The following is a 19,454-nucleotide window of genomic DNA, read 5'->3' as shown; positions in this document are numbered from 1 at the left end:
GAAAGTTCACTTTGAGTTTACTCTCATGATGGCAATCTGTCATCGGATTCGCTCGCAGAAGGCGTAAAGCATGGGACAGGAACGCAGGCTGGATACGACCATGATCGGCAGCCCGCTTGATTTCGCTATCAGCGAGATTGATCGCCAGACCATGCGCATGGTCGAACAGGCGCTTCATGCCGACCGGCTGCTTCTGGCCTGGCAGCCGGTGGTTCTGACCAAGGATACGAAAAAGACCATCTTCCACGAAGGACTTATCCGTGTGCTGGATGAAACCGGCCGCACCATCCCCGCGGGCGATTTCATGGCGGCGGTGGAAATGCAGGAACTGGGCCGGCTGATCGACTGCGCCTCGCTTCAGATGGGGCTGACGGCGCTGGCACGGAACCCGGGGCTGCGGCTGTCGATCAACATGTCGGCGCGATCCATCGGCTATACGCGCTGGATGTCCACGCTTCATGCCGGGCTGCGATCGAACCCCAGGGTGGGCACGCGGCTGATCCTTGAGATCACGGAAAGTTCGGCCATGCAGGTGCCCGAACTGGTCGTGGCCTTCATGGACGAGTTGCAGCGCGAAGGGATCTCGTTCGCGCTGGACGATTTCGGGGCGGGGTTCACCGCCTTCCGCTATCTGAAGGACTTCTTCTTCGACATCATCAAGATCGACGGCCAGTTCATCCGCAACATCCATTCCGACCCCGACAATCAGGTTCTGACGCAGGCGATGCTGTCGGTCGCGCGCCACTTCGACATGTTTACCGTCGCGGAATCGGTCGAAACCGCCGAGGAAGCGGAATGGTTGCGTCAGGCCGGGGTGGATTGCATGCAGGGCTATCTGTTCGGCGCCCCGCGCACCCAACCGCTATGGAGCACGGACAGCGCCATGATGACCGCCTGACCTTGCGTCACGTCCTTGGCGCAAACATCTTGCGCTTGCCCCCCGCGGTGCTTACGAAAATTTCTGCGTAGCGGCGGAGAAGCCCCTCTGCCGGCACAAGGGAGAGGAACGACATGACCAACGTGGTAATCGTCTCGGCGGCGCGCACCGCCGTGGGCAGTTTCAACGGCGCCTTCGCCAACACGCCCGCGCATGAACTGGGCGCGGCGGTGATCGAAGCCGTGATCGCCCGCGCTGGCATCGACAAGGCCGACGTGAGCGAGACCATCCTCGGCCAGGTCCTTACCGCCGGTCAGGGCCAGAACCCGGCCCGTCAGGCCCATATCCGCGCCGGCCTGCCCAAGGAAAGCGCCGCCTGGAGCATCAATCAGGTCTGCGGCTCGGGGCTGCGCTCGGTCGCGCTGGCGGCGCAGCATGTGCAACTGGGCGATGCCGCCATCGTCATCGCCGGCGGGCAGGAAAACATGAGCCTTGCCCCCCATGTCGCGCATCTGCGCGCTGGCCAGAAGATGGGCGATCTCAGCTTCATCGATTCGATGATCAAGGACGGGCTGTGGGATGCCTTCAACGGCTATCACATGGGCCAGACTGCCGAAAACGTCGCCAACCAGTGGCAGATCAGCCGCGACATGCAGGACGAATTCGCCGTCGCCAGCCAGAACAAGGCCGAGGCCGCGCAGAAGGCCGGCAAGTTCGTCGACGAGATCGTGCCCTTCGTCATCAAGACCCGGAAGGGCGATGTAACTGTGGATGCCGACGAATACATCCGCCACGGCGCCACACTGGACGCGATGGCCAAGCTGCGCCCCGCCTTCGCCAAGGATGGCACCGTGACCGCGGCCAACGCCAGCGGCATCAACGACGGCGCGGCGATGGTTCTGGTGATGAGCGCGGACGAAGCCGAAAAACGCGGCCTGACCCCGCTGGCGCGGATCGCATCCTATGCGACGGCCGGGCTTGATCCGTCGATCATGGGCGTCGGCCCGATCCACGCCAGCCGCAAGGCGCTGGAAAAGGCCGGCTGGAAGGTCGGCGATCTGGATCTGGTCGAGGCGAACGAGGCTTTCGCCGCGCAGGCCTGCGCGGTGAACAAGGACATGGGCTGGGATCCGTCGATCGTGAACGTGAACGGCGGCGCCATCGCCATCGGCCACCCGATCGGCGCCTCGGGTGCCCGTATCCTGAACACGCTCTTGTTCGAGATGAACCGCCGCAGCGCCAAGCGTGGCCTTGCCACCCTGTGCATCGGCGGCGGCATGGGCGTCGCCATGTGCCTGGAACGCCCCTGATCCTTTCGCAGATGCAGAAAATGGGGGCGCAATTTTATTGCGCCTCCTGTTTCATTTGGATAACAGTCTTTCACAAGCAGTCTTGCTGAGGAGGAATCATGTCGAAAGTTGCTCTGGTCACCGGCGGGTCGCGCGGCATTGGCGCCGCGATCTCGATCGCACTGAAGAACGCGGGCTATACCGTCGCCGCCAATTACGCCGGCAATGACGAGGCCGCCGCCAAGTTCACCGCCGAGACCGGCATCAAGACCTACAAGTGGTCCGTCGCCGATTACGACGCCTGCGCCGAGGGCATCGCCAAGGTCGAGGCCGATCTGGGCCCGGTGGCCGTGCTGGTCAACAACGCCGGCATCACCCGCGACGCGATGTTCCACAAGATGACCCGCGACCAGTGGAAAGAGGTGATGGACACCAACCTGTCCGGCCTGTTCAACATGACCCATCCGCTCTGGAACGGGATGCGCGACCGCAAGTTCGGCCGTATCATCAACATCTCGTCGATCAACGGCCAGAAGGGTCAGGCGGGTCAGGCCAACTATTCGGCGGCCAAGGCGGGCGATCTGGGCTTTACCAAGGCGCTGGCGCAGGAAGGCGCACGCGCCGGCATCACCGTGAACGCGATCTGCCCGGGCTATATCGGCACCGAAATGGTGCGCGCCATCGATGAAAAGGTTCTGAACGAACGCATCATCCCGCAGATCCCGGTCGGCCGTCTGGGCGAACCCGAGGAAATCGCGCGCTGCGTGGTGTTCCTTGCCGCCGACGATGCGGGCTTCATCACCGGCGCCACGATCACTGCGAACGGCGGCCAGTATTTCGCCTGATGCCTTGCAGGGCGGGGCCGCGCGGAAACCCTCCGCGCGTGCCTTTTGTTGATGTCGGGAACTCAACCCAAGGTTTAGGCCCTTGGCACAGGCGCTGGCGGCCCTCGCCAGCGCCGATTCGCGTCAGGCGTCGGACAGCCGCGCGATTTCTTCCTTTAGCTTCAGTTTCTGTTTCTTCATCTCGGAGATCTTGAGGGGGTCGGTGGCAGGGTTTCGCTGAGCTTTCTCTACATTTTCCGAGAGCCACTCGTGCTTGCGGCGCAGTTCCTGCAGATGCGAAGCGACAGTCATTCTCGTCCTCCTGTGCATGATCCGAGTGTCATCAGTTCATCACAAAGGACGAGTCGTGTCACGCAAAGTCGGATGCTTTGGCGGTGTTCCACCAAGGATCAGCACAACCCCTGCGAGAGCGCGCCACCGTCCCGAAGGATGTGGGCCGCGGCGGGGGTAAAGCTGTCTCGGTCGCCCTCGTGCTGGGCGCCTTCATGCAGCACGAAGGGCGCCAGAAGCCGGAAAGGCGCGCGACCGCCCTTGCGGGATTGAAGGATAACCCTTTTCGCCCCCCGCCCCGGCCGCGCCTGCAAAGGCAACACCACGGTCGACCCCATGCGCGCATCAAGGGCCGAGAGCGCATCCGGCAGGCGATCCGCCCCAAGAATCAGCGACAAAATGCCGCGGGGTGCCAACCTGCGAACCGCCGCCTCGACCCACAGGGAAAGCGGCGTCTCCTCGCGCAGCGCACGTTCGCGCCCCGGATCGGCCGCCCCGGTGCCACCGCCCGCCGGATAATAGGGCGGATTCGCGATCACATGGTCAAAACTGTGGCGCAGATCTTTCGGCATTTCGGTCAGATCGCCCTCGACCACGGTCAGCGACAGCCCATTGCGCGCCGCATTGCCCCTCGCAAGGGCGGCATAGGCGGGTTGCAGCTCCAGACCCGACAGATGCAGCCCCGGAACCCGCGACGCCAGACAAAGGCTTGCCACACCCGCACCACAGCCCAGCTCCAGCACGGTTTGCCCCGGGCGGGCGGGCACGGCGGCGGCCAGAAGCACCGGATCAGTGGCGGCGCGATAGCCGCGCCGCGGCTGCCATACCCGCAGCCGGCCACCCAGAAAGCCGTCGTCGGTCAGATCGTCGGGGCCGAACATCAGGGCGTGGTCTCGATACCGTTGTCGGCCATCACCCGGCAGGCCCGCGCCCAATCCGCTTCCGGGACAAACAGACGCCGCGGCAATATGCCGATCGAGCCTTCAAGGACGCTCATGTGGACGTCCACCGGAAAGGCGTCTATATCCTCGCCCTGAAGGAGCGCGGTTGCGAAAGCGATGATCGTCGGGTCGGTCGTGCGCAGCAGTTCCTTCATGGCGGGGACATTGTCGGCAACGCTTCGGTTTGTCGAGCAGGTTGCAGGAACGGGATGGCATTGGACGAGGTTTCGCAAAAACCGCACGAGCGGCTGGCCAGCTGGCTGGCCGAGGACATGGCGGCCGTCAACGCGCTGATCCGCGAACGGATGGCGTCGAAACACGCCCCCCGCATCCCCGAGGTGACGGCGCATCTGGTCGAGGCCGGCGGCAAGCGCCTGCGCCCACTGCTGACGCTGGCGGCGGCGCGGATGTGCGGCTATGGCGGGCCCTATCACGTCCATCTGGCCGCCACGGTCGAATTCATCCACACCGCCACGCTTCTGCATGACGATGTGGTGGACGAAAGCCACCGCCGCCGCGGCAAGCCCACGGCCAACCTTCTGTGGGACAACAAATCCTCGGTTCTGGTCGGCGACTATCTGTTCGCCCGCAGCTTTCAGCTGATGTGCGAGACCGGCTCGCTTCGGGTGATGGACATTCTGGCCAATGCCTCGGCCACGATCTCGGAAGGCGAGGTGTTGCAGCTGACCGCGGCGCAGGATCTGCGCACGACCGAGGACATCTATCTGCAAGTGGTGCGCGGCAAGACTGCGGCGCTGTTTGCCGCCGCGACCGAGGTCGGCGGCGTGATCGCGGGCGTCGAGCAGGAACAGGTCGATGCGCTGCACGCCTATGGCGATGCGCTGGGGATCGCGTTCCAGATCGTCGACGACCTGCTGGATTACGGCGGGGTCGATGCACAGATCGGCAAGAACACCGGCGACGACTTCCGCGAACGCAAGCTGACACTGCCGGTCATCAAGGCGGTGGCGAAGGCCGATCTGGCCGAACGCGACTTCTGGGTTCGCGTGATCGAAAAGGGCGACCAGCGCGACGGCGATCTGGCCGAGGCCCATGCGATCATGGCCCGCCATGGCGCGATGGAGGCCGCCCGCGCCGATGCGCTGCACTGGGTCGATGTCGCCCGCACCTCTTTGACCAAGCTGCCGGAACACCCGCTGCGCGACATGCTGCACGATCTGGCGGATTTCGTGGTCGAACGGATCGCCTGAGCGGAGGCTGCCCGGAACAAATGAAAAGGCGGGCCCGGCGCCCGCCTTTTTCATATGCCCGATCCGTCCTATGTGATCAGCCGGTCATCCGGGCCGCTTCCACCCACCAGCCCGGTTCCTGCGCGGCAAGGCGGGCCGCACCGGCGCGGGCGGCGCCTTCATCCGCGAACAGGCCGAAGCAGGTGGCGCCCGATCCCGACATCCGCGACAGAAGGCAGCCGGGCAGCGCGGCCAGCGCCTGTTTCGTCCGGGCGATGTCTGGCGCAAGGGCGATGGCGGAGGCTTCCAGATCGTTGCGCATGGTCGCCAGAAAGGCGGCCAGATCCGCGGCCGATGCAAATGCGGGCAAGACATCGGGCATCGGCGGGTTGTCCCGCCGCGTCAGCGCCTTGAACACGGGCGGCGTCGGCACCGAGACGCCGGGATTGGCCAGCACCATCCAGGCCGCGGGCAAGGGATGATCCAGCGGGGTCAGCACCTCGCCCACGCCCCCCATCCGCACCGCACGCCCGGCCAGACAGACCGGCACATCGGCGCCCAGCTTCAGCACCGCAGCGGGGGCAGGCAGCGGCACCTGCCACAGCGCCGCCAGCGCCACCAGCGCAGCCGCGGCGTCGGCCGATCCGCCCCCGATCCCCGAGGCCACCGGCAGCCGCTTGTCCAGCGTCAGCCGCGCCCCCTGCCCGCCCATCGCACGGGCGGCACGCAGCACCAGATTGTCGTCGGCCACCGGCAGCGCGCCGGCCTGCGGACCGACAATCTCCAGCGTCAGGCGGTCGGCGGGTTCGGCCCGGACGGTGTCGCCAACCGCGGCGAACACCACCAGCGAATCAAGCAGATGATAGCCGTCGGCGCGCTGTCCGGTGACGTGAAGGGTCAGGTTGATCTTGGCTTGGGCGAAGGCTTCAGTCATTCTTGCTTTCGGCAACTGCGAGGGGCTTGGCACCTTCCGCGGCAAGGACCGCATCCAGACCGACGTCCAGCTTGCGGCGGATACGCTCGGCCTCTTTTTCCGCGGGATCGAAGGACAGCGCACGGCGCCACTGGAAGCGCGCTTCCAGCTTGCGCCCCACCGCCCAGTAGACATCGCCCAGATGGTCCGTCACGATCGGATCGACAGGTTCCAGCAGCGAGGCCTTTTCCATCGGCACCACCGCATCCTGATAGCGGCCAAGCCGGAAATAGGCCCAGGCAAGGCTGTCGATGATATAGCCGCTGTCGGGCCGGGCCAGAACGGCGCGCTGGATCATGCCCAGCGCCTCGTCCAGATTCTCGCCTCGGTCGACGAAGGAATAGCCAAGATAGTTCAGAACCTGCGGCTCGTCGGGGTTCAACTTCAGCGCGCGGCGCATGTCGGCTTCGGCCTCGGTCCACTGGTTCAGCCGTTCGTGGCAGATGCCGCGGCTGTAATACAGCGGCCAGTGCTGGCTTTCGGGCTTTTCCACCCGCGCCAGCGCCGCGTCATAGGCGCTGACGGCGTCGGCATAGCGTTCCTCGCGGCGCAAGGCATCGCCCAGCGCCAGATGCACCTGCATCAGATCGCCCCGGCTGCGGGCCAGCCCTTGCAGCACCTCTAACGCGGCATCGGTGCGGCCATCGGCGCGCAGGCTTTCGGCGCGGCCGATCTCGGCCACGAAATACATCGGGTCCGTTGGCGGGATGCGGGCATAGGTTTCCGACGCAAGCTGGTGCTGGGCCTGACCGGCCAGAAGCTGCGCCGACAGCAGCAGCGCCTCGGTGTGGTCGGGGCGCAGGAAGGTCGCGGTGCGGGCGTAAAGCAGGGTCGAGCCATCGTCGACCTCGCCGCTGAGCGCGCCGGCGAGAAGGAAGAAGATCTCGGCCATGCCCTCGGTGGCGTTGCGCGCAACGTCATAGTCAAGCGTGTCGCCCGCGATCAGCCGCGCCTTCAGCGCGTCGATCCCGGCATCGGCATCGGTGCCGAAGCTGCGATCCAGCATCTCGACCGCGGCGGCGTTGCGGTCCAGCTGGCTAAGGATCTGCGCATGTGCGATCGAGCCGCGCCGCATCACCCGCAAGCCGTTGCCGTCGCCGCCGGACAGGATCTTGTCGGCGCCTTCGAAATCGCCGGCGGCGGCAAGGGCCAGCGCCTTGTGATACAGGCCGAAGGGCTCGAACCCGTCGGCTGCGGCCAGCTGGTCGAAGGCGGTCAGCGCCTCGGACATGCGGCCGGCGCCGAACTCGGCCCAGGCGGCGGCCAGCCGGTCGACCAGCGGCCCCAGCCCGGAGGCGCCGCCCTGAAGAATGGCCGCGAAATCGCCGCGCCGCGCCCGGTCGGCCAGCAGCACAAGCCGCGCCGGCTGACTTTGCGCCCCATCGGCGGCAAGACGTTCGGCCAGCGGCACCGCCTTTTCGATCTCGCCCAGCGAAAAGACCGAGATCAGCGCGCCTTCGATCAGGCCCTGATTGGACGGATCCGCCAGAAGCGCCCGGGTATACCATTCGCCCGCAGCGCGGTAATCGCTGTGGATGCCGGCCACACGGGCCGCAAGATAGGCGCCGGGGTCGCCATCCTGGGACTGGGCCGCCGCGGGCAGCAGCCCCGCAAGGGCCAGGGCCAGAAGGGGGCGCGTGAAAAGCTTCGCCATGGGATCTCGCCTTTGGGTGTCACGCCACGCTAGCCTTGGCCCCGGGCCAAGGCAATGCAGGCGCGGCCGGAACGGCGCCGCTCGCGGAAATGTCAGTCACATGTTGGGATAGTTCGGCCCGTCGCCGCCCTGCGGCGTGGTCCAGGTGATGTTCTGACTGGGATCCTTGATGTCGCAGGTCTTGCAGTGCACGCAGTTCTGGAAGTTGATGACGAACCGCGGCTCTTTGCCGGCTTCCGACACCACCTCATAGACGCCGGCCGGGCAATAGCGTTGCGCGGGTTCCGCGAACTGCGGCAGGTTCACCGAAATCGGCACCGACGGATCTGTCAGCTTCAGATGCGCGGGCTGGCTTTCCTCGTGATTGGTGAACGAAAAGGCGACGTTGGTCAGCCGGTCGAAGGACAGCACGCCGTCGGGCTTGGGGTAGGTGATCGGCGCGAACATTTTCGCCGGCTGGGTGTCCTTGGCATCGGTCTTGTGGTGCTTCATCGTGCCGAAGAACGAGAAGCCGAACAGGCTGTTCGTCCACATGTCCAGCCCCCCCAGCGCCATCGAGGCATAAAGCCCCAGATGCGACCAGATCGGCTTGACGTTGCGCACCTTCCACAGATCCTGACCGATCGGCCCCTTGCGGACCTCTTTTTCATAGGCGGTCAGCTCGTCGCCCTGCCGGCCATCCTTGATCGCGGCAAAGGCGGCCTCGGCCGCGGCCTTGCCCGACAGCATCGCGTTGTGGTTGCCCTTGATGCGCGGCACGTTGACCATGCCGGCCGAACAGCCCAGCAGCGCGCCGCCCGGGAACACCATCTTCGGCAGCGACTGGATCCCGCCTTCGCTGATCGCGCGCGCGCCATAGGCCACGCGTTTGCCGCCTTTCAACAGCTCGGCCACCATCGGGTGATGCTTGAACCGCTGGAATTCGGCATAGGGATAGAGGTGGGGGTTCTCGTAGTTCAGGTGCACCACAAGGCCGATGAACACCTGATTGTTTTCAGCGTGATAGATGAAAGACCCGCCACCTGCGTTCTTGCCCAGCGGCCAACCCATCGTGTGCCAGATCCGGCCGGGCTTGTGCTTCTTGGGGTCGATCTCCCAGATTTCCTTCATGCCAAGGCCGTATTTCTGCGGGCCATAACCGTCACGAAGGTTGAACTTTTCCATCACCTGCTTCGACAGCGAGCCGCGCACGCCTTCGGCCAGCAGGACATATTTGCCCAGAAGCTCCATTCCCGGCTCGTAGTTCGGGCCGGGGGTGCCATCGGCATTCTTGCCGAACTCGCCCGCGACGACGCCCCGAACCTCGCCCGCATCGCCATAGACCAGTTCCGAACAGGACATGCCGGGGAAGATCTCGACCCCAAGTTCCTCGGCCTGGGTTGCCATCCAGCGGCAGACATTCCCCATCGAGACGACATAATTGCCGTGGTTGTCCATCAACTTGGGCACCGGCCAGGACGGCAGCATGGTCTGCCCCGCCTCGGTCAGCAGGAAGAAGTGATCCTCGACCACGGGGGTATTCAGCGGCGCGCCCTTTTCCTTCCAGTCGGGGATCAGCGCGGTCAGCCCCACCGGGTCCAGCACCGCACCCGACAGGATATGGGCGCCGACCTCGGACCCTTTTTCCAGCAGCACCACGGACAGATCGGGATCAAGCTGTTTCAGACGGATCGCGGCCGACAGGCCCGACGGCCCCGCCCCCACGATCACGACATCGTATTCCATCTGCTCGCGGGCGATCTGATCGGTCATCAAGCGGTCCTCTGGCGGGCGTAGGGCGGAACACCCGGGGCTGGAAAGGGCGGTTAAGACATTCAACCGTTCCTGCAACATGCATGGCGCAAGGTCAATCATGACGCCACGCGCCGACCGCCGCGATGCCGCGACAAATGCCGCAACTGCGCGGTGGCCCGCCGGGCGGGCAAGGTGGCTCTTGCAATTGCGGTTCCCATCGGCTTGGGTGCGGGCAAGACAATCTCTGAAGGTCATGGCCCCGACCGGGCCGTGGCTTTCTGTTTTTCTGGGTGAGGCCGATGGAAAAGATTCCGATGACGCGCGCGGGCTTCAATACGCTCGACGACGAACTCAAGACGCTGAAAACCATGGAGCGTCCGGCCGTCATCCGTGCCATCGCCGAGGCGCGCGAGCATGGCGACCTGTCTGAAAACGCCGAATACCACGCCGCCCGCGAAAAGCAGAGCTTCATCGAAGGCCGGATCAAGGAACTTGAGGCGATCCTGTCGCTGGCCGAGGTGATCGACCCGTCGCGGCTGTCGGGCTCGATCAAGTTCGGCGCCACGGTGACGATCCTTGACGAGGAAACCGAAGAGGAAAAGACCTACCAGATCGTGGGTGAAGCCGAAGCCGATATCGAGGCAGGCCTGCTGAACATCCGCTCGCCGCTGGCCCGCGCGCTGATCGGCAAGGACGAGGGCGACTCGATCGAGGTCAAGACCCCGGGCGGCGAGCGCGGCTACGAGGTGGTCTCGGTCCGCTTCATCTGAGGGCCGAGCCATGACCGAGCCGCAGGAAAACTCACTCGGCGTAGGGCTTTACACGCGCGAGCGGCTTGCTGCGATGACCCCGGTCGAGGCCGCTGCCGGCGGCATCGGGCTGGTCTGGACGCTGGGCGTGGCGCTGCATCTGCTGGTGGGCGGCGACGGCGGGTTCTGGGCCCATGCGCTGGCCATCGTCGCGGTCGCGCTGCCGTTGGCGATCACGGTGGCGATGGTGCTGATCCTGCGCACCATCCGCCAGTTGCGATCCGAAAACGAGCGTCTGGGTCTGGCCGTCGACGCGATGCGCAAGGCGCATCTGGCCAGCCAGCAGGCCAGCGCGGCGCGCGTGGCGCTGGAAAAGCGGGTCGAGGATCTGGCGGCCGCCCTGCATCAGGCCGAGGTGCAGCTGGAATATGTCCTGCTTGACCCGCCCGCCACCGCACCGACCGCCCCCCGGCGCGAGGCCGGCCCGGACGATCAGCCGGCGCTGGCGCTGGATGCGCCACGCCGGATGCGGATGCCGCTGTCGGTGGCCGACCTGATCCGGGCGTTGAACTTCCCCGAAAGCCCCGATGATGCGGCGGGCTTCCGCGCCCTGCGCCGCGCGCTGGAAGATCACGCCACGCAAAAGCTGATCCGTGCGGCCGAAGATGTGTTGACGCTGCTCAGCCAGATCGGCCTGTTCATGGAGGATCTGGCCCCCGACCGTGCCCGCCCCGAAATCTGGCGCCGCTTTGCGGCGGGCGAGCGCGGCCGGACGATCTCGGATCTGGGCGGCATCCACGACAAGGACGCGCTGGCGGCGGTCGCCACCAAGATGCGCGAAGATCCGGTGTTCCGCGATGCGGCGCACCATTTCCTGCGGGCGTTCGACCGGACCTTCTCGCAGGTCGAGACCGGCGCCACCGACGCCGAGGTTGCCGAAATTGCCGGCACCCGCACCGCCCGCGCCTTCATGCTGCTGGGCCGCGCCGCCGGCACATTCGACTGACCACCGGGGCGAATTGCGTCAAGCGTCTGGCGGGCTACCCCGCTGCATCGCCTTTGACTCTCCGCACCGGGTGCGCGTGACGCCAAGCGTCTGGCGGGCAGCCCTGTCGACTGGCAGCCCGCACGGTCTCACCCGCGCCGAAGCGGCCCTGTCGCGGGCCACGCCCCGGCATACGGCCGGATCGCGGGCGCGCGCCGCGCATCGGCGAACAGGCGCGGCCGGGCGGCGGCCTCGGCCAGCAACGCCTCGACCTGCACGACTTGCGGCCGGTCGAACAGAAGCCACACCACCGGCCGCGATGCCACGGGCGGCGATTGCCGGATGCCGGCACCGTTCAGCAGGGCATGAACGGGCACCAGAACCTCATCCGCGGCGCCCGGCCCATCCTGCCAGCCGCCAAGGCAGATCCGGTGCCAGGGCGAAAGGACCAGCGTGCGTTCGGGCACCCCCGCGCCCAGCGCATCGGCGGCAAGGGTCACGGGCCAGTCGTCTGCCCCGGCCATCGATTCGCCGTGCAACAGACCGACACGCGCCTCGGCCACGGCTGCGGCGCCGTCGCGGGTCCAGACCGGATCGCCGGGGCGAAGATCGCCGGCAGGCCGCGCCCCCGAAGGCGTCAGAAGATTCGCATCGGCGGGAAAGCAGGCACAGCAGCCGGCCCGACCCGCGGCCCAGCGCAGGTCAGGTGCAAATTCCGTAAATTTTTCCAGATACATGGCTGCCCCCCGTTGCGGGATCAGCTTCGCAGCAAGCGATTAAGGTCCGCTTACCGGCCCCTGGCCCAGTCAGGCCAGTTTCAGCGCGACGATCCCGGCCACGATCAGCGCGATCCCGGCGATTCGCAGCGGCGAGACGGGTTCCCCGAACAGGGCCATGGCCAGAAGCGCGGTGCCCACGGTGCCGATCCCCACCCAGACCGCATAGGCGGTGCCGACCGGCAGGATGCGCATCGCAAGGCTCAGCAGCCAGAAACTGGCCACTGCGCCGATCAGCGTCAGGATGCTGGGCACCGGCCGGGTAAAGCCGTCGGACCATTTCAGCCCCAGCGCCCAGCCGGTCTCGAACAGACCGGCCAGAACCACCAGCAGCCAGGGACTCAAGCAGCCAGACCCTTCGAGCCCATGTCGAGGAACTTGTTCCGGCGGTCCTTGATCAGCCAGTCGGGCTTGCGGCCGGTCAGCTCTTTCAACATCATCTCGATCGCCTTGCCGACGGCTTCGACCGTCTCGCGCCGGCCGCGTTGCGCGCCGCCCAGAGGTTCCTTGATGATGCGGTCGATCACGCCCAGCTTGTGCAGATCCTGCGCGGTCAGGCGCAGCGCCTCGGCGGCCTCGCGCATCTTCTCGGCGTCCTTCCACAGGATCGAGGCGCAGCCCTCGGGCGAGATCACCGAATAGACCGAGTGTTCCAGCATCGCGATCCGGTTCGCGGTCGCCAGCGCCACCGCCCCGCCAGATCCGCCTTCACCGATCACCACCGTCACCATCGGCACGGCCAGTTCCAGACATTTCTGCGTTGCCCGCGCGATGGCCTCGGCCTGACCGCGCTCTTCCGCGCCCTTGCCGGGATAGGCGCCGGGGGTGTCAACCAGCGTGATGACCGGCAGCCGGAAGCGGTGCGCCAGATCCATCAGCCGGATCGCCTTGCGATAGCCTTCGGGCCGGGCCATGCCGAAGTTGCGTTCGATCCGGGTCTTGGTGTCGTGGCCCTTTTCCTGCCCGATCACCACCACCGGATTGTCGTTGAACCGCGCAAGGCCGCCCATGATCGCGTGATCGTCGGCAAAGTTCCGGTCGCCGGCCAGCGGGGTGTAATCGGTGAACAGCCCCTCGATATAGTCCTTGCAATGCGGCCGGTCGGGGTGGCGGGCCACCTGACATTTCCGCCAGGGGGTCAGATCCTTGTACAGATCCTTCAGCAGCGTCTCGGCTTTCTTGTCGAGGGCGGCGGCCTCTTTCTCGACGTCCATCTCCTTGTTGCCCCGCGCAAGGGCGCGCAGCTCCTCGGCCTTGCCCTCGATCTCGGACAGCGGCTTTTCGAATTCGAGATAGTTCATCGCGGACACTCCGTGCGGACCGGCACGGTATATGCAGCCGGGCGGGGGCAATTGCAACACAAGGACCGGGACGCGCCGCCGCAGGTCATCCCGCCCAGACGAAAGATTACCGCGGCGTCAATCGGATCAGCGCCGGAAGATAGCCCGCCCCGGTCAAAGTGCCACACACGATTGCGCCGGAAAATGGCGCAGGATCAACAGACAGTCCGTGACGAGTTGAGGAGTCAGGCCATGTATGAAGTGCATATCAGCGAGAAGCCGCCGCGCCGTCTTGCCGCCCTGCCCCACACCGGATCGTTCGAGGAGATCGGCGCCACCTTCGGCCAGACCTGCCAGCTTCTGGAAGAACGCGGCCAGCTGGGTCGGGCCGGCTGCATGATCGGCGTCTATTGGGACAATCCGATCCTTGTGCCACCGGGCGGGCTGCACAGCCATGCCGGCATCGACATCCCCGCCGACATGGCGGTGGACCCGCCGCTGGAAGAAGTGCGCCTGTCAGGCGGGCGCCATGCCGTGCTGCGCTACAAGGGGCCCTATTCCGGGCTGGGGTCGGCCTACCGCTACCTTTTCGCGAACTGGCTGCCACAGAACCACGAACTGCAAGGCGAAGGTCCGGTGATCGAGATCTATCGCAACGCCTCGATGGACACGCCTTCGGACCAGTTGGTGACGGAAATCTGCGTGCCGCTGCTGTAACGCCCCCCACAGCCGGGCCAGGGTGTTCGGCCCAGCAGCAGACAGGCCCACAGCGACCGGGCCCACAGCGACGGATGGCAAGGCGGCCCCGCAGGGCGCCGCCCCCCGCCAACAACGGCAACGCCCCGGACCATGGCCCGGGGCGCGCGTCCTCCCGAATTGCTGCGGCGGGCCTCCCTTCCCTTCGCAGCGCCGGTATTCCCTTGGCGTATTCTCTCAGGCCGAGATCATTTCCGCCTGTCTTACGATCACTTCTGCCTGTTTGATCGACGCGATGTCAACGAGTCTTCCCTTGTAGACCGTCGCGCCTTCGCCCCGGGCCTTGGCAGCCTCCATCGCGGCGAGAATTTCGCGCGCCTCGGTCACAGCCTTTTCCGACGGGGTGAAAACCTCGTTGGCCAGCGCCACCTGCTTGGGATGGATCGCCCATTTGCCGACCATGCCCAGCGTGGCCGAACGGCGGGCCTGCGCACGGAAGCCCTCGTCGTCGGAAAAGTCTCCGAACGGGCCGTCGACAGGCAGGATGCCATGGGTGCGGCAAGCCGCAACGATGGCTGCCTGCGCCCAGTGCCACGGGTCCGACCAATGCCTGTGGCCCTCGTGCAGCATGTAATAGTTTTCCTGGGTCCCGCCGATGCCGGTCGTCTGCATCCCCATGCTGGCCGCAAAATCCGCGGCCCCAAGGCTCATGGCCTGCAAGCGCGGCGACGAGGCGGCGATTTCCTCGACATGCGCGATACCGGCCGCCGATTCGATGATGACCTCGAAGCTGATCGGCTTAGTCCGGCCCTTCGCCCGCTCGATCGCGGTCACCAGCGCGTCCACCGCATAGACGTCTGCCGCACAGCCGACCTTGGGGATCATGATCTGGTCCAGCCGGTCGCCGGCCTGTTCCAGCAGATCCACCACGTCGCGATACCAGAACGGCGTGTCCAGCCCGTTGATCCGCACCGAGAGGTATTTCTTCCCCCAGTCCAGCGTGTTGATCGCCTCGATGATATTGGCGCGGGCCTGCGCCTTGTCGTCGGGCGCCACCGAATCTTCCAGATCAAGGTTGATGACATCGGCCGCCGAAGCCGCCATCTTCTCAAACAGCGCCGGCCGCGAGCCGGGCCCGAAAAGCTGGCAACGGTTGGGACGGGCAGGAGGCGTGGGCTGGATACGGAAGCTCATCAGTCTCTCGGCAATGATGTTTCTTTGGATGGTTGCATTTCGTTAGATTATTGCGCGGCGCTTCGCAAGATCTTTTCGCATCCGCAGAACCGATGCCGCTGCGGCAGCAAAGCTTGCGCTTATTGCCCGCAACGTCGTCATTTTCCCCGAAAAACCGATCAATCATCGAAGAAAAATGCGCCAAAGCGCCAAAGCAGCGCAGAGATCGCGATGCAATTCGCCGCAATGCCGCGCATCATCCTGTCCAGCCAACCCCGGAGAGACCCAGATGATCCAGACCCCCTACCTGCTGTTTCTTGGCGATGCGCCAGACCCTCTTGCGGCCAAGGTCGCGCAGGGCATCAAGGACTGGCGCCCTGAATTTGCGGTCGGGCAATACCGGATGGAAGGCTGCAAGGCCGACATGGGCCTGCCGGACATGACGCTGGCCGAGGCGAAGGCCGCCGGCTGCAAGACGCTGGTGATCGGCGTGGCGAACCGGGGCGGCGTGATTTCGCCCGGCTGGAAGAAGGTGCTGGTGGCCGCGCTTGAAGACGGATTCGATCTGGCTTCGGGGCTGCACAACCTGCTGCGCGACGAAGAGGATCTGGCCGCCGTCGCCCGTGCCTGCGGGCGCGCGCTGCATGATGTGCGCGTGCCCGAGGTGGATTACCCGATCGCCAACGGCCGCAAGCGCACCGGCAAGCGGATGCTGGCCGTGGGCACCGATTGCTCGATCGGCAAGATGTATACCGCGCTGTGTGTCGACAGGGAAATGCGGGCGCGCGGGCTGAACGCCACCTTCCGCGCCACGGGGCAGACCGGCATCCTGATCACCGGCGACGGCGTGCCGCTGGATGCGGTGGTGGCCGATTTCATGGCCGGCGCGGTGGAATGGCTGACGCCCGACAACGATCCCGACCACTGGGATCTGATCGAGGGTCAGGGCTCGTTGTTCCATGTCAGCTATTCCGGCGTCACGCTGGCGCTGATCCACGGCGGGCAGCCCGACGCGCTGATCATCTGCCACGAACCGACGCGCGCCCACATGCGCGGCCTGCCCGACTACCGGCTGCCCAGCATCGAACAGGTGCGCGACGCGGCGCTGGCAATGGCGCGGGTGGCGAACCCGGCCTGTGTCGCGGTGGGCTGCGCGGTGAACACGCAGGCGCTGTCGGATGCCGAGGCGCTGGCCTGCTGCGCCGAGATCGAGGCCCGGACCGGCCTGCCCACCGTCGATCCGTTCCGCCATGGCGCGGGCCGTCTGGTCGATGCGCTGATGGCGGTATAGCCTGCACCGAAGCCCCGCGATCCTCTTGCGGGGCTTTTCCGCGACACTGCCCGCCCGCGCGAAGGAGCCGCCATGATCACCGTCACCCCCGAAAGCTTCCGTCTGGCCGAGGTTTTCACCATCTCGCGCGGGTCGCGCACCGAGGCGCGGGTTCTGACCGTCACGGTCAGCCTTGGCGGCATCACCGGGCGCGGCGAATGTGTGCCCTATGCCCGCTATGGCGAGACGCTGGACAGCGTGGCGGCCCAGATCGCCACCCTGCCCGACACCCTGACCCGCGCCGATCTGCAAAGCCTGCTGCCTGCGGGGGCCGCAAGGAACGCCGTCGATTGCGCGCTGTGGGATCTTGAGGCGAAGGCCACGGGCAAGCGGGTATGGGATCTGCTGTCGCTGGCCGCCCCGCAACCGCAGATCACCGCCTTCACCCTGTCGCTGGACACCCCCGAACGGATGCGCGCCGCGGCGGCAAAGAACGCGCACCGGCCGCTTCTGAAGATCAAGCTGGGCACCCCCGACGACATGCCCCGGCTAGAGGCCGTGCGCGCCGGCGCGCCCGCCACGACGATCATCGTCGATGCCAACGAAGGCTGGACCGCCGAGGTCTATGCCGCTCTGGCCCCGCATCTGATCCGGCTGGGCGTGGCGCTGGTGGAACAGCCGCTGCCCGCCGGGCAGGACGGGATGCTGGCCGAGATCGCCCGCCCGCTTCCGGTCTGCGCCGACGAAAGCTGCCACGACCGCCACTCGCTGCCCGACCTGAAGGGCAAGTATGACGTGGTGAACATCAAGCTCGACAAGACCGGCGGCCTGACCGAGGCGCTGGCGCTGAAACAGGCCGCGCTGGCGGAAGGCTTCGGGCTGATGGTGGGCTGCATGGTCGGCAGTTCGCTGGCGATGGCGCCGGCCACGCTGGTGGCGCAGGGTGCGGCTTATGTCGACCTTGACGGCCCGCTGCTTCTGGCAGAAGACCGCGATCACCCGCTGGTCTTCGATCAGGCCGGCATCCACCCGCCATCCGCCGCACTCTGGGGTTGAACATGAGCCGCACCGTCTATGTGAACGGGGACTATCTCCCCGAGGAAAACGCCACCGTCTCGATCTTCGACCGGGGCTTTCTGATGGCCGATGGCGTCTATGAGGTGACGTCGGTCCTTGGCGGCAAGCTGATCGACTTTCCGGGCCATGCCGCGCGGCTTGCCCGTTCGCTGGCGGAACTGGAAATGACCAACCCGCTGACCGCGGACGAATTGCTGGCGATCCACCGCGAACTGGTGGCGCGGAACGGGATCGACGAAGGCATGGTCTATCTTCAGATCACCCGCGGCAACCCCGGCGACCGCGACTTCGCCTTCCCGCCCGCCGATACCAAGCCGACGGTGGTGCTGTTCACCCAGTCGAAACCGGGTCTGGCCGACAATCCGGTGGCGAAGGTCGGCATCAAGGTGATCTCGATCCCTGACATCCGCTGGGGCCGGCGCGACATCAAGACGGTGCAGCTGCTGTATCCGTCGATGGCAAAGATGGCGGCGAAAAAGGCCCATGTCGACGACGCATGGTTCGTCGAGGATGGCATGGTGACCGAAGGCACGTCGAACAACGTCTATATCGTCAAGGGCGGCAAGATCGTCACCCGCGCCCTGTCGAATGACATCCTGCATGGCATCACCCGCGCCGCGGTGCTGCGCTTTGCCCGCGAAGCGCAGATGGAGGTCGAGGAACGCGCCTTCACCATCGACGAGGCCAAGGCCGCCGACGAAGCCTTCTTCACCTCGGCCTCGGCTTTCGTGATGCCGGTGGTCGAGATCGACGGCGCCGCCGTGGGCACCGGCACCCCCGGCCCCGTCGCCGCCCGCCTGCGCGAAATCTATCTGGACGAAAGCCGCAAGGCCGCGGTCTGATCCGACCCCGTCCGATCCCACGACAAGGGGCGGCTTCGGCCGCCCCTTCGCATTCGGGCCGGCGCGGATTACCCGGCGAGAGTGTCGAGAACCTCGGTCAGGATCGGGGCCAGCCGGTCGGCCCATGCGATCTGTTCGTCTTCCGTGCGGATCAGGTCGTGGCGCAATTCGATCAGCGTGTTCAGCCGGCCCCGTTGCAGCGCGTGCCGGTCGATGGAATCGCCGGGCAGATGGCCCAGATAGGGCTGGTTGTCGCCCACGCAGAGGTCGGGCTCGGCCCGAAGCCGGTCGATCAGCGCAAGGCTGAAGCGGTCGTCCCGCGGCGAATGCAGGATGCCGATGTGCCACGGCCGCGGGCCGCGCCCTTGCAGCCGCGGGGTAAAGGAATGAATCGCCACGATCACCGTATCGGCCCGCCGCGCCGCCAGCCGGGCCAACGCCGCGTGATAGGGCCGGTGCAGCAGATCCAGCCGGTGCGCCACCTCGGCCGCGTCGACATGGCGGTTCGCGGGAATGATGGTGCCATCGTAAAGCCGCATGACCAGCGTCGGGTCCAGCTCGCCCCGGTTCGGATCGATCACCAGCCGCGAAAAGGTCGACAGGATGCACGGCCCGTCCAGCCGCGCCGCCAGCGCCCGCGCCACGCCCGCCGCCCCCAGATCATAGGCGATGTGGCGGCCCATCTCGGCCGCCGGCAGACCCAGATCGCCGCCCGCAACCTGCACCGGCACCCGGTTCGAGGCATGATCGCAGGTAACCAGCCAGCGCGAGGGGCGGTCGGCCCCCACGATCTCGAAGGCGCTCATCGGGGTCTCCTGTCACGTCGCTGTCAG

At 66.2% G+C, this 19,454-nt stretch carries 21 protein-coding genes; 10 read left to right on the top strand and 11 right to left on the bottom strand.

Going from position 1 to position 19,454, the window contains the following annotated elements:
* Positions 1 to 70 precede the first annotated feature (70 nt).
* The 3 genes from CRO07_RS03140 (at position 71) to phbB (ending at position 3,011) form a co-directional block, all read left to right on the top strand.
* Positions 71 to 898, top strand: a complete 828-nt coding sequence (locus CRO07_RS03140; RefSeq protein ID WP_097029231.1) for an EAL domain-containing protein — start codon at positions 71 to 73, stop codon at positions 896 to 898.
* Positions 899 to 1,011: 113 nt separating this feature from the next.
* On the top strand, positions 1,012 to 2,187 hold the full coding sequence (locus CRO07_RS03135; RefSeq protein WP_097029230.1) for an acetyl-CoA C-acetyltransferase: 1,176 nt from the start codon (positions 1,012 to 1,014) through the stop codon (positions 2,185 to 2,187).
* Positions 2,188 to 2,285: 98 nt separating this feature from the next.
* On the top strand, positions 2,286 to 3,011 hold the full coding sequence (gene phbB / locus CRO07_RS03130) for an acetoacetyl-CoA reductase (protein WP_097029229.1): 726 nt from the start codon (positions 2,286 to 2,288) through the stop codon (positions 3,009 to 3,011).
* A gap of 123 nt (positions 3,012 to 3,134) precedes the next feature.
* Here phbB and CRO07_RS03125 read toward each other — a convergent pair whose 3' ends face one another.
* From CRO07_RS03125 to CRO07_RS03115, 3 genes are all read right to left on the bottom strand, one after another.
* On the bottom strand, positions 3,135 to 3,302 hold the full coding sequence (locus CRO07_RS03125; protein ID WP_097029228.1) for a YdcH family protein: 168 nt from the start codon (positions 3,300 to 3,302) through the stop codon (positions 3,135 to 3,137).
* A 98-nt stretch (positions 3,303 to 3,400) separates the two neighbouring features.
* Positions 3,401 to 4,162 carry a tRNA1(Val) (adenine(37)-N6)-methyltransferase gene (locus CRO07_RS03120; protein WP_097029227.1) on the bottom strand — a complete coding sequence of 254 codons (762 nt, stop codon included), beginning with the start codon at positions 4,160 to 4,162 and terminating at the stop codon, positions 3,401 to 3,403.
* Positions 4,162 to 4,377, bottom strand: a complete 216-nt coding sequence (locus tag CRO07_RS03115) for a putative signal transducing protein (protein WP_097029226.1) — start codon at positions 4,375 to 4,377, stop codon at positions 4,162 to 4,164. The genes CRO07_RS03120 and CRO07_RS03115 overlap by 1 nt, the downstream gene beginning before the upstream one ends.
* A 54-nt stretch (positions 4,378 to 4,431) precedes the next feature.
* Here CRO07_RS03115 and CRO07_RS03110 point away from each other — a divergent pair, with 54 nt between their 5' ends.
* Positions 4,432 to 5,433: a polyprenyl synthetase family protein gene (locus CRO07_RS03110; protein ID WP_097029225.1), complete on the top strand. Its 1,002-nt coding sequence runs from the start codon at positions 4,432 to 4,434 to the stop codon at positions 5,431 to 5,433.
* 76 nt (positions 5,434 to 5,509) lie between these two features.
* On the opposite strand, the gene CRO07_RS03105 is transcribed toward CRO07_RS03110, so the two are convergent.
* The 3 genes from CRO07_RS03105 to CRO07_RS03095 form a co-directional block, all read right to left on the bottom strand.
* Positions 5,510 to 6,346, bottom strand: a complete 837-nt coding sequence (locus CRO07_RS03105) for a 4-(cytidine 5'-diphospho)-2-C-methyl-D-erythritol kinase (protein WP_097029224.1) — start codon at positions 6,344 to 6,346, stop codon at positions 5,510 to 5,512.
* The gene (locus tag CRO07_RS03100; protein ID WP_097029223.1) at positions 6,339 to 8,039 is read right to left on the bottom strand and encodes a tetratricopeptide repeat protein; all 1,701 of its coding nucleotides are present in this window, start codon (positions 8,037 to 8,039) and stop codon (positions 6,339 to 6,341) included. The genes CRO07_RS03105 and CRO07_RS03100 overlap by 8 nt, the downstream gene beginning before the upstream one ends.
* A 96-nt stretch (positions 8,040 to 8,135) precedes the next feature.
* Positions 8,136 to 9,791 carry an electron transfer flavoprotein-ubiquinone oxidoreductase gene (locus CRO07_RS03095; RefSeq protein ID WP_097029222.1) on the bottom strand — a complete coding sequence of 552 codons (1,656 nt, stop codon included), beginning with the start codon at positions 9,789 to 9,791 and terminating at the stop codon, positions 8,136 to 8,138.
* A 281-nt stretch (positions 9,792 to 10,072) separates the two neighbouring features.
* On the opposite strand from CRO07_RS03095, the gene greA reads away from it, so the two are divergent.
* Entirely contained in the window at positions 10,073 to 10,543 is a 471-nt protein-coding gene (gene greA / locus CRO07_RS03090; RefSeq protein WP_176504475.1) for a transcription elongation factor GreA, read from the top strand.
* A gap of 10 nt (positions 10,544 to 10,553) precedes the next feature.
* Positions 10,554 to 11,528: a hypothetical protein gene (locus CRO07_RS03085; RefSeq protein WP_097029220.1), complete on the top strand. Its 975-nt coding sequence runs from the start codon at positions 10,554 to 10,556 to the stop codon at positions 11,526 to 11,528.
* A gap of 128 nt (positions 11,529 to 11,656) precedes the next feature.
* Here the strand turns inward: CRO07_RS03085 and CRO07_RS03080 are convergent, their stop codons facing one another.
* The 3 genes from CRO07_RS03080 to CRO07_RS03070 form a co-directional block, all read right to left on the bottom strand.
* Positions 11,657 to 12,244: a Hint domain-containing protein gene (locus CRO07_RS03080; protein WP_097029219.1), complete on the bottom strand. Its 588-nt coding sequence runs from the start codon at positions 12,242 to 12,244 to the stop codon at positions 11,657 to 11,659.
* 69 nt (positions 12,245 to 12,313) lie between these two features.
* A complete protein-coding gene (locus CRO07_RS03075) occupies positions 12,314 to 12,628 on the bottom strand; it encodes a DMT family transporter (RefSeq protein WP_097029218.1) in 315 nt (104 codons plus the stop codon).
* On the bottom strand, positions 12,625 to 13,584 hold the full coding sequence (locus tag CRO07_RS03070) for an acetyl-CoA carboxylase carboxyltransferase subunit alpha (protein ID WP_097029217.1): 960 nt from the start codon (positions 13,582 to 13,584) through the stop codon (positions 12,625 to 12,627). The genes CRO07_RS03075 and CRO07_RS03070 overlap by 4 nt, the downstream gene beginning before the upstream one ends.
* A 231-nt stretch (positions 13,585 to 13,815) precedes the next feature.
* On the opposite strand from CRO07_RS03070, the gene CRO07_RS03065 reads away from it, so the two are divergent.
* A complete protein-coding gene (locus CRO07_RS03065) occupies positions 13,816 to 14,280 on the top strand; it encodes an AraC family transcriptional regulator (RefSeq protein ID WP_097029216.1) in 465 nt (154 codons plus the stop codon).
* 216 nt (positions 14,281 to 14,496) lie between these two features.
* Here the strand turns inward: CRO07_RS03065 and CRO07_RS03060 are convergent, their stop codons facing one another.
* The gene (locus tag CRO07_RS03060; protein WP_097029215.1) at positions 14,497 to 15,453 is read right to left on the bottom strand and encodes an L-malyl-CoA/beta-methylmalyl-CoA lyase; all 957 of its coding nucleotides are present in this window, start codon (positions 15,451 to 15,453) and stop codon (positions 14,497 to 14,499) included.
* A 268-nt stretch (positions 15,454 to 15,721) separates the two neighbouring features.
* On the opposite strand from CRO07_RS03060, the gene dgcN reads away from it, so the two are divergent.
* The 3 genes from dgcN to CRO07_RS03045 all read left to right on the top strand — a co-directional run bounded on the left by dgcN (position 15,722) and on the right by CRO07_RS03045 (position 18,621).
* Entirely contained in the window at positions 15,722 to 16,723 is a 1,002-nt protein-coding gene (dgcN, locus tag CRO07_RS03055) for an N-acetyltransferase DgcN (protein ID WP_097029214.1), read from the top strand.
* Positions 16,724 to 16,795: 72 nt separating this feature from the next.
* Positions 16,796 to 17,758: an N-acetyl-D-Glu racemase DgcA gene (gene dgcA / locus CRO07_RS03050; protein ID WP_097029213.1), complete on the top strand. Its 963-nt coding sequence runs from the start codon at positions 16,796 to 16,798 to the stop codon at positions 17,756 to 17,758.
* Between the two features lie 2 nt (positions 17,759 to 17,760).
* The gene (locus CRO07_RS03045; RefSeq protein ID WP_097029212.1) at positions 17,761 to 18,621 is read left to right on the top strand and encodes a D-amino-acid transaminase; all 861 of its coding nucleotides are present in this window, start codon (positions 17,761 to 17,763) and stop codon (positions 18,619 to 18,621) included.
* Between the two features lie 68 nt (positions 18,622 to 18,689).
* On the opposite strand, the gene CRO07_RS03040 is transcribed toward CRO07_RS03045, so the two are convergent.
* A complete protein-coding gene (locus CRO07_RS03040; protein WP_097029211.1) occupies positions 18,690 to 19,427 on the bottom strand; it encodes an N-formylglutamate amidohydrolase in 738 nt (245 codons plus the stop codon).
* Between the last annotated feature and the right edge of the window lie 27 nt (positions 19,428 to 19,454).

The organism is Cereibacter ovatus (assembly GCF_900207575.1).
In the GTDB taxonomy this organism is placed as follows: domain Bacteria; phylum Pseudomonadota; class Alphaproteobacteria; order Rhodobacterales; family Rhodobacteraceae; genus Cereibacter_A; species Cereibacter_A ovatus.
Note: the sequence above shows the minus strand (reverse complement) of the source record. Positions and strands in the feature narration are given on the sequence as shown.

Bases quoted from the DNA above. Each gene is read 5' to 3' on its own strand.
- CRO07_RS03140 (WP_097029231.1), top strand. From the start codon at position 71: ATGGGACAGGAACGCAGGCTGGATACGACCATGATCGGCAGCCCGCTT.
- CRO07_RS03135 (WP_097029230.1), top strand. From the start codon at position 1,012: ATGACCAACGTGGTAATCGTCTCGGCGGCGCGCACCGCCGTGGGCAGT.
- phbB (WP_097029229.1), top strand. From the start codon at position 2,286: ATGTCGAAAGTTGCTCTGGTCACCGGCGGGTCGCGCGGCATTGGCGCC.
- CRO07_RS03125 (WP_097029228.1), bottom strand. From the start codon at position 3,302: ATGACTGTCGCTTCGCATCTGCAGGAACTGCGCCGCAAGCACGAGTGG.
- CRO07_RS03120 (WP_097029227.1), bottom strand. From the start codon at position 4,162: ATGTTCGGCCCCGACGATCTGACCGACGACGGCTTTCTGGGTGGCCGG.
- CRO07_RS03115 (WP_097029226.1), bottom strand. From the start codon at position 4,377: ATGAAGGAACTGCTGCGCACGACCGACCCGACGATCATCGCTTTCGCA.
- CRO07_RS03110 (WP_097029225.1), top strand. From the start codon at position 4,432: ATGGCATTGGACGAGGTTTCGCAAAAACCGCACGAGCGGCTGGCCAGC.
- CRO07_RS03105 (WP_097029224.1), bottom strand. From the start codon at position 6,346: ATGACTGAAGCCTTCGCCCAAGCCAAGATCAACCTGACCCTTCACGTC.
- CRO07_RS03100 (WP_097029223.1), bottom strand. From the start codon at position 8,039: ATGGCGAAGCTTTTCACGCGCCCCCTTCTGGCCCTGGCCCTTGCGGGG.
- CRO07_RS03095 (WP_097029222.1), bottom strand. From the start codon at position 9,791: ATGACCGATCAGATCGCCCGCGAGCAGATGGAATACGATGTCGTGATC.
- greA (WP_176504475.1), top strand. From the start codon at position 10,073: ATGGAAAAGATTCCGATGACGCGCGCGGGCTTCAATACGCTCGACGAC.
- CRO07_RS03085 (WP_097029220.1), top strand. From the start codon at position 10,554: ATGACCGAGCCGCAGGAAAACTCACTCGGCGTAGGGCTTTACACGCGC.
- CRO07_RS03080 (WP_097029219.1), bottom strand. From the start codon at position 12,244: ATGTATCTGGAAAAATTTACGGAATTTGCACCTGACCTGCGCTGGGCC.
- CRO07_RS03070 (WP_097029217.1), bottom strand. From the start codon at position 13,584: ATGAACTATCTCGAATTCGAAAAGCCGCTGTCCGAGATCGAGGGCAAG.
- CRO07_RS03065 (WP_097029216.1), top strand. From the start codon at position 13,816: ATGTATGAAGTGCATATCAGCGAGAAGCCGCCGCGCCGTCTTGCCGCC.
- CRO07_RS03060 (WP_097029215.1), bottom strand. From the start codon at position 15,453: ATGAGCTTCCGTATCCAGCCCACGCCTCCTGCCCGTCCCAACCGTTGC.
- dgcN (WP_097029214.1), top strand. From the start codon at position 15,722: ATGATCCAGACCCCCTACCTGCTGTTTCTTGGCGATGCGCCAGACCCT.
- dgcA (WP_097029213.1), top strand. From the start codon at position 16,796: ATGATCACCGTCACCCCCGAAAGCTTCCGTCTGGCCGAGGTTTTCACC.
- CRO07_RS03045 (WP_097029212.1), top strand. From the start codon at position 17,761: ATGAGCCGCACCGTCTATGTGAACGGGGACTATCTCCCCGAGGAAAAC.
- CRO07_RS03040 (WP_097029211.1), bottom strand. From the start codon at position 19,427: ATGAGCGCCTTCGAGATCGTGGGGGCCGACCGCCCCTCGCGCTGGCTG.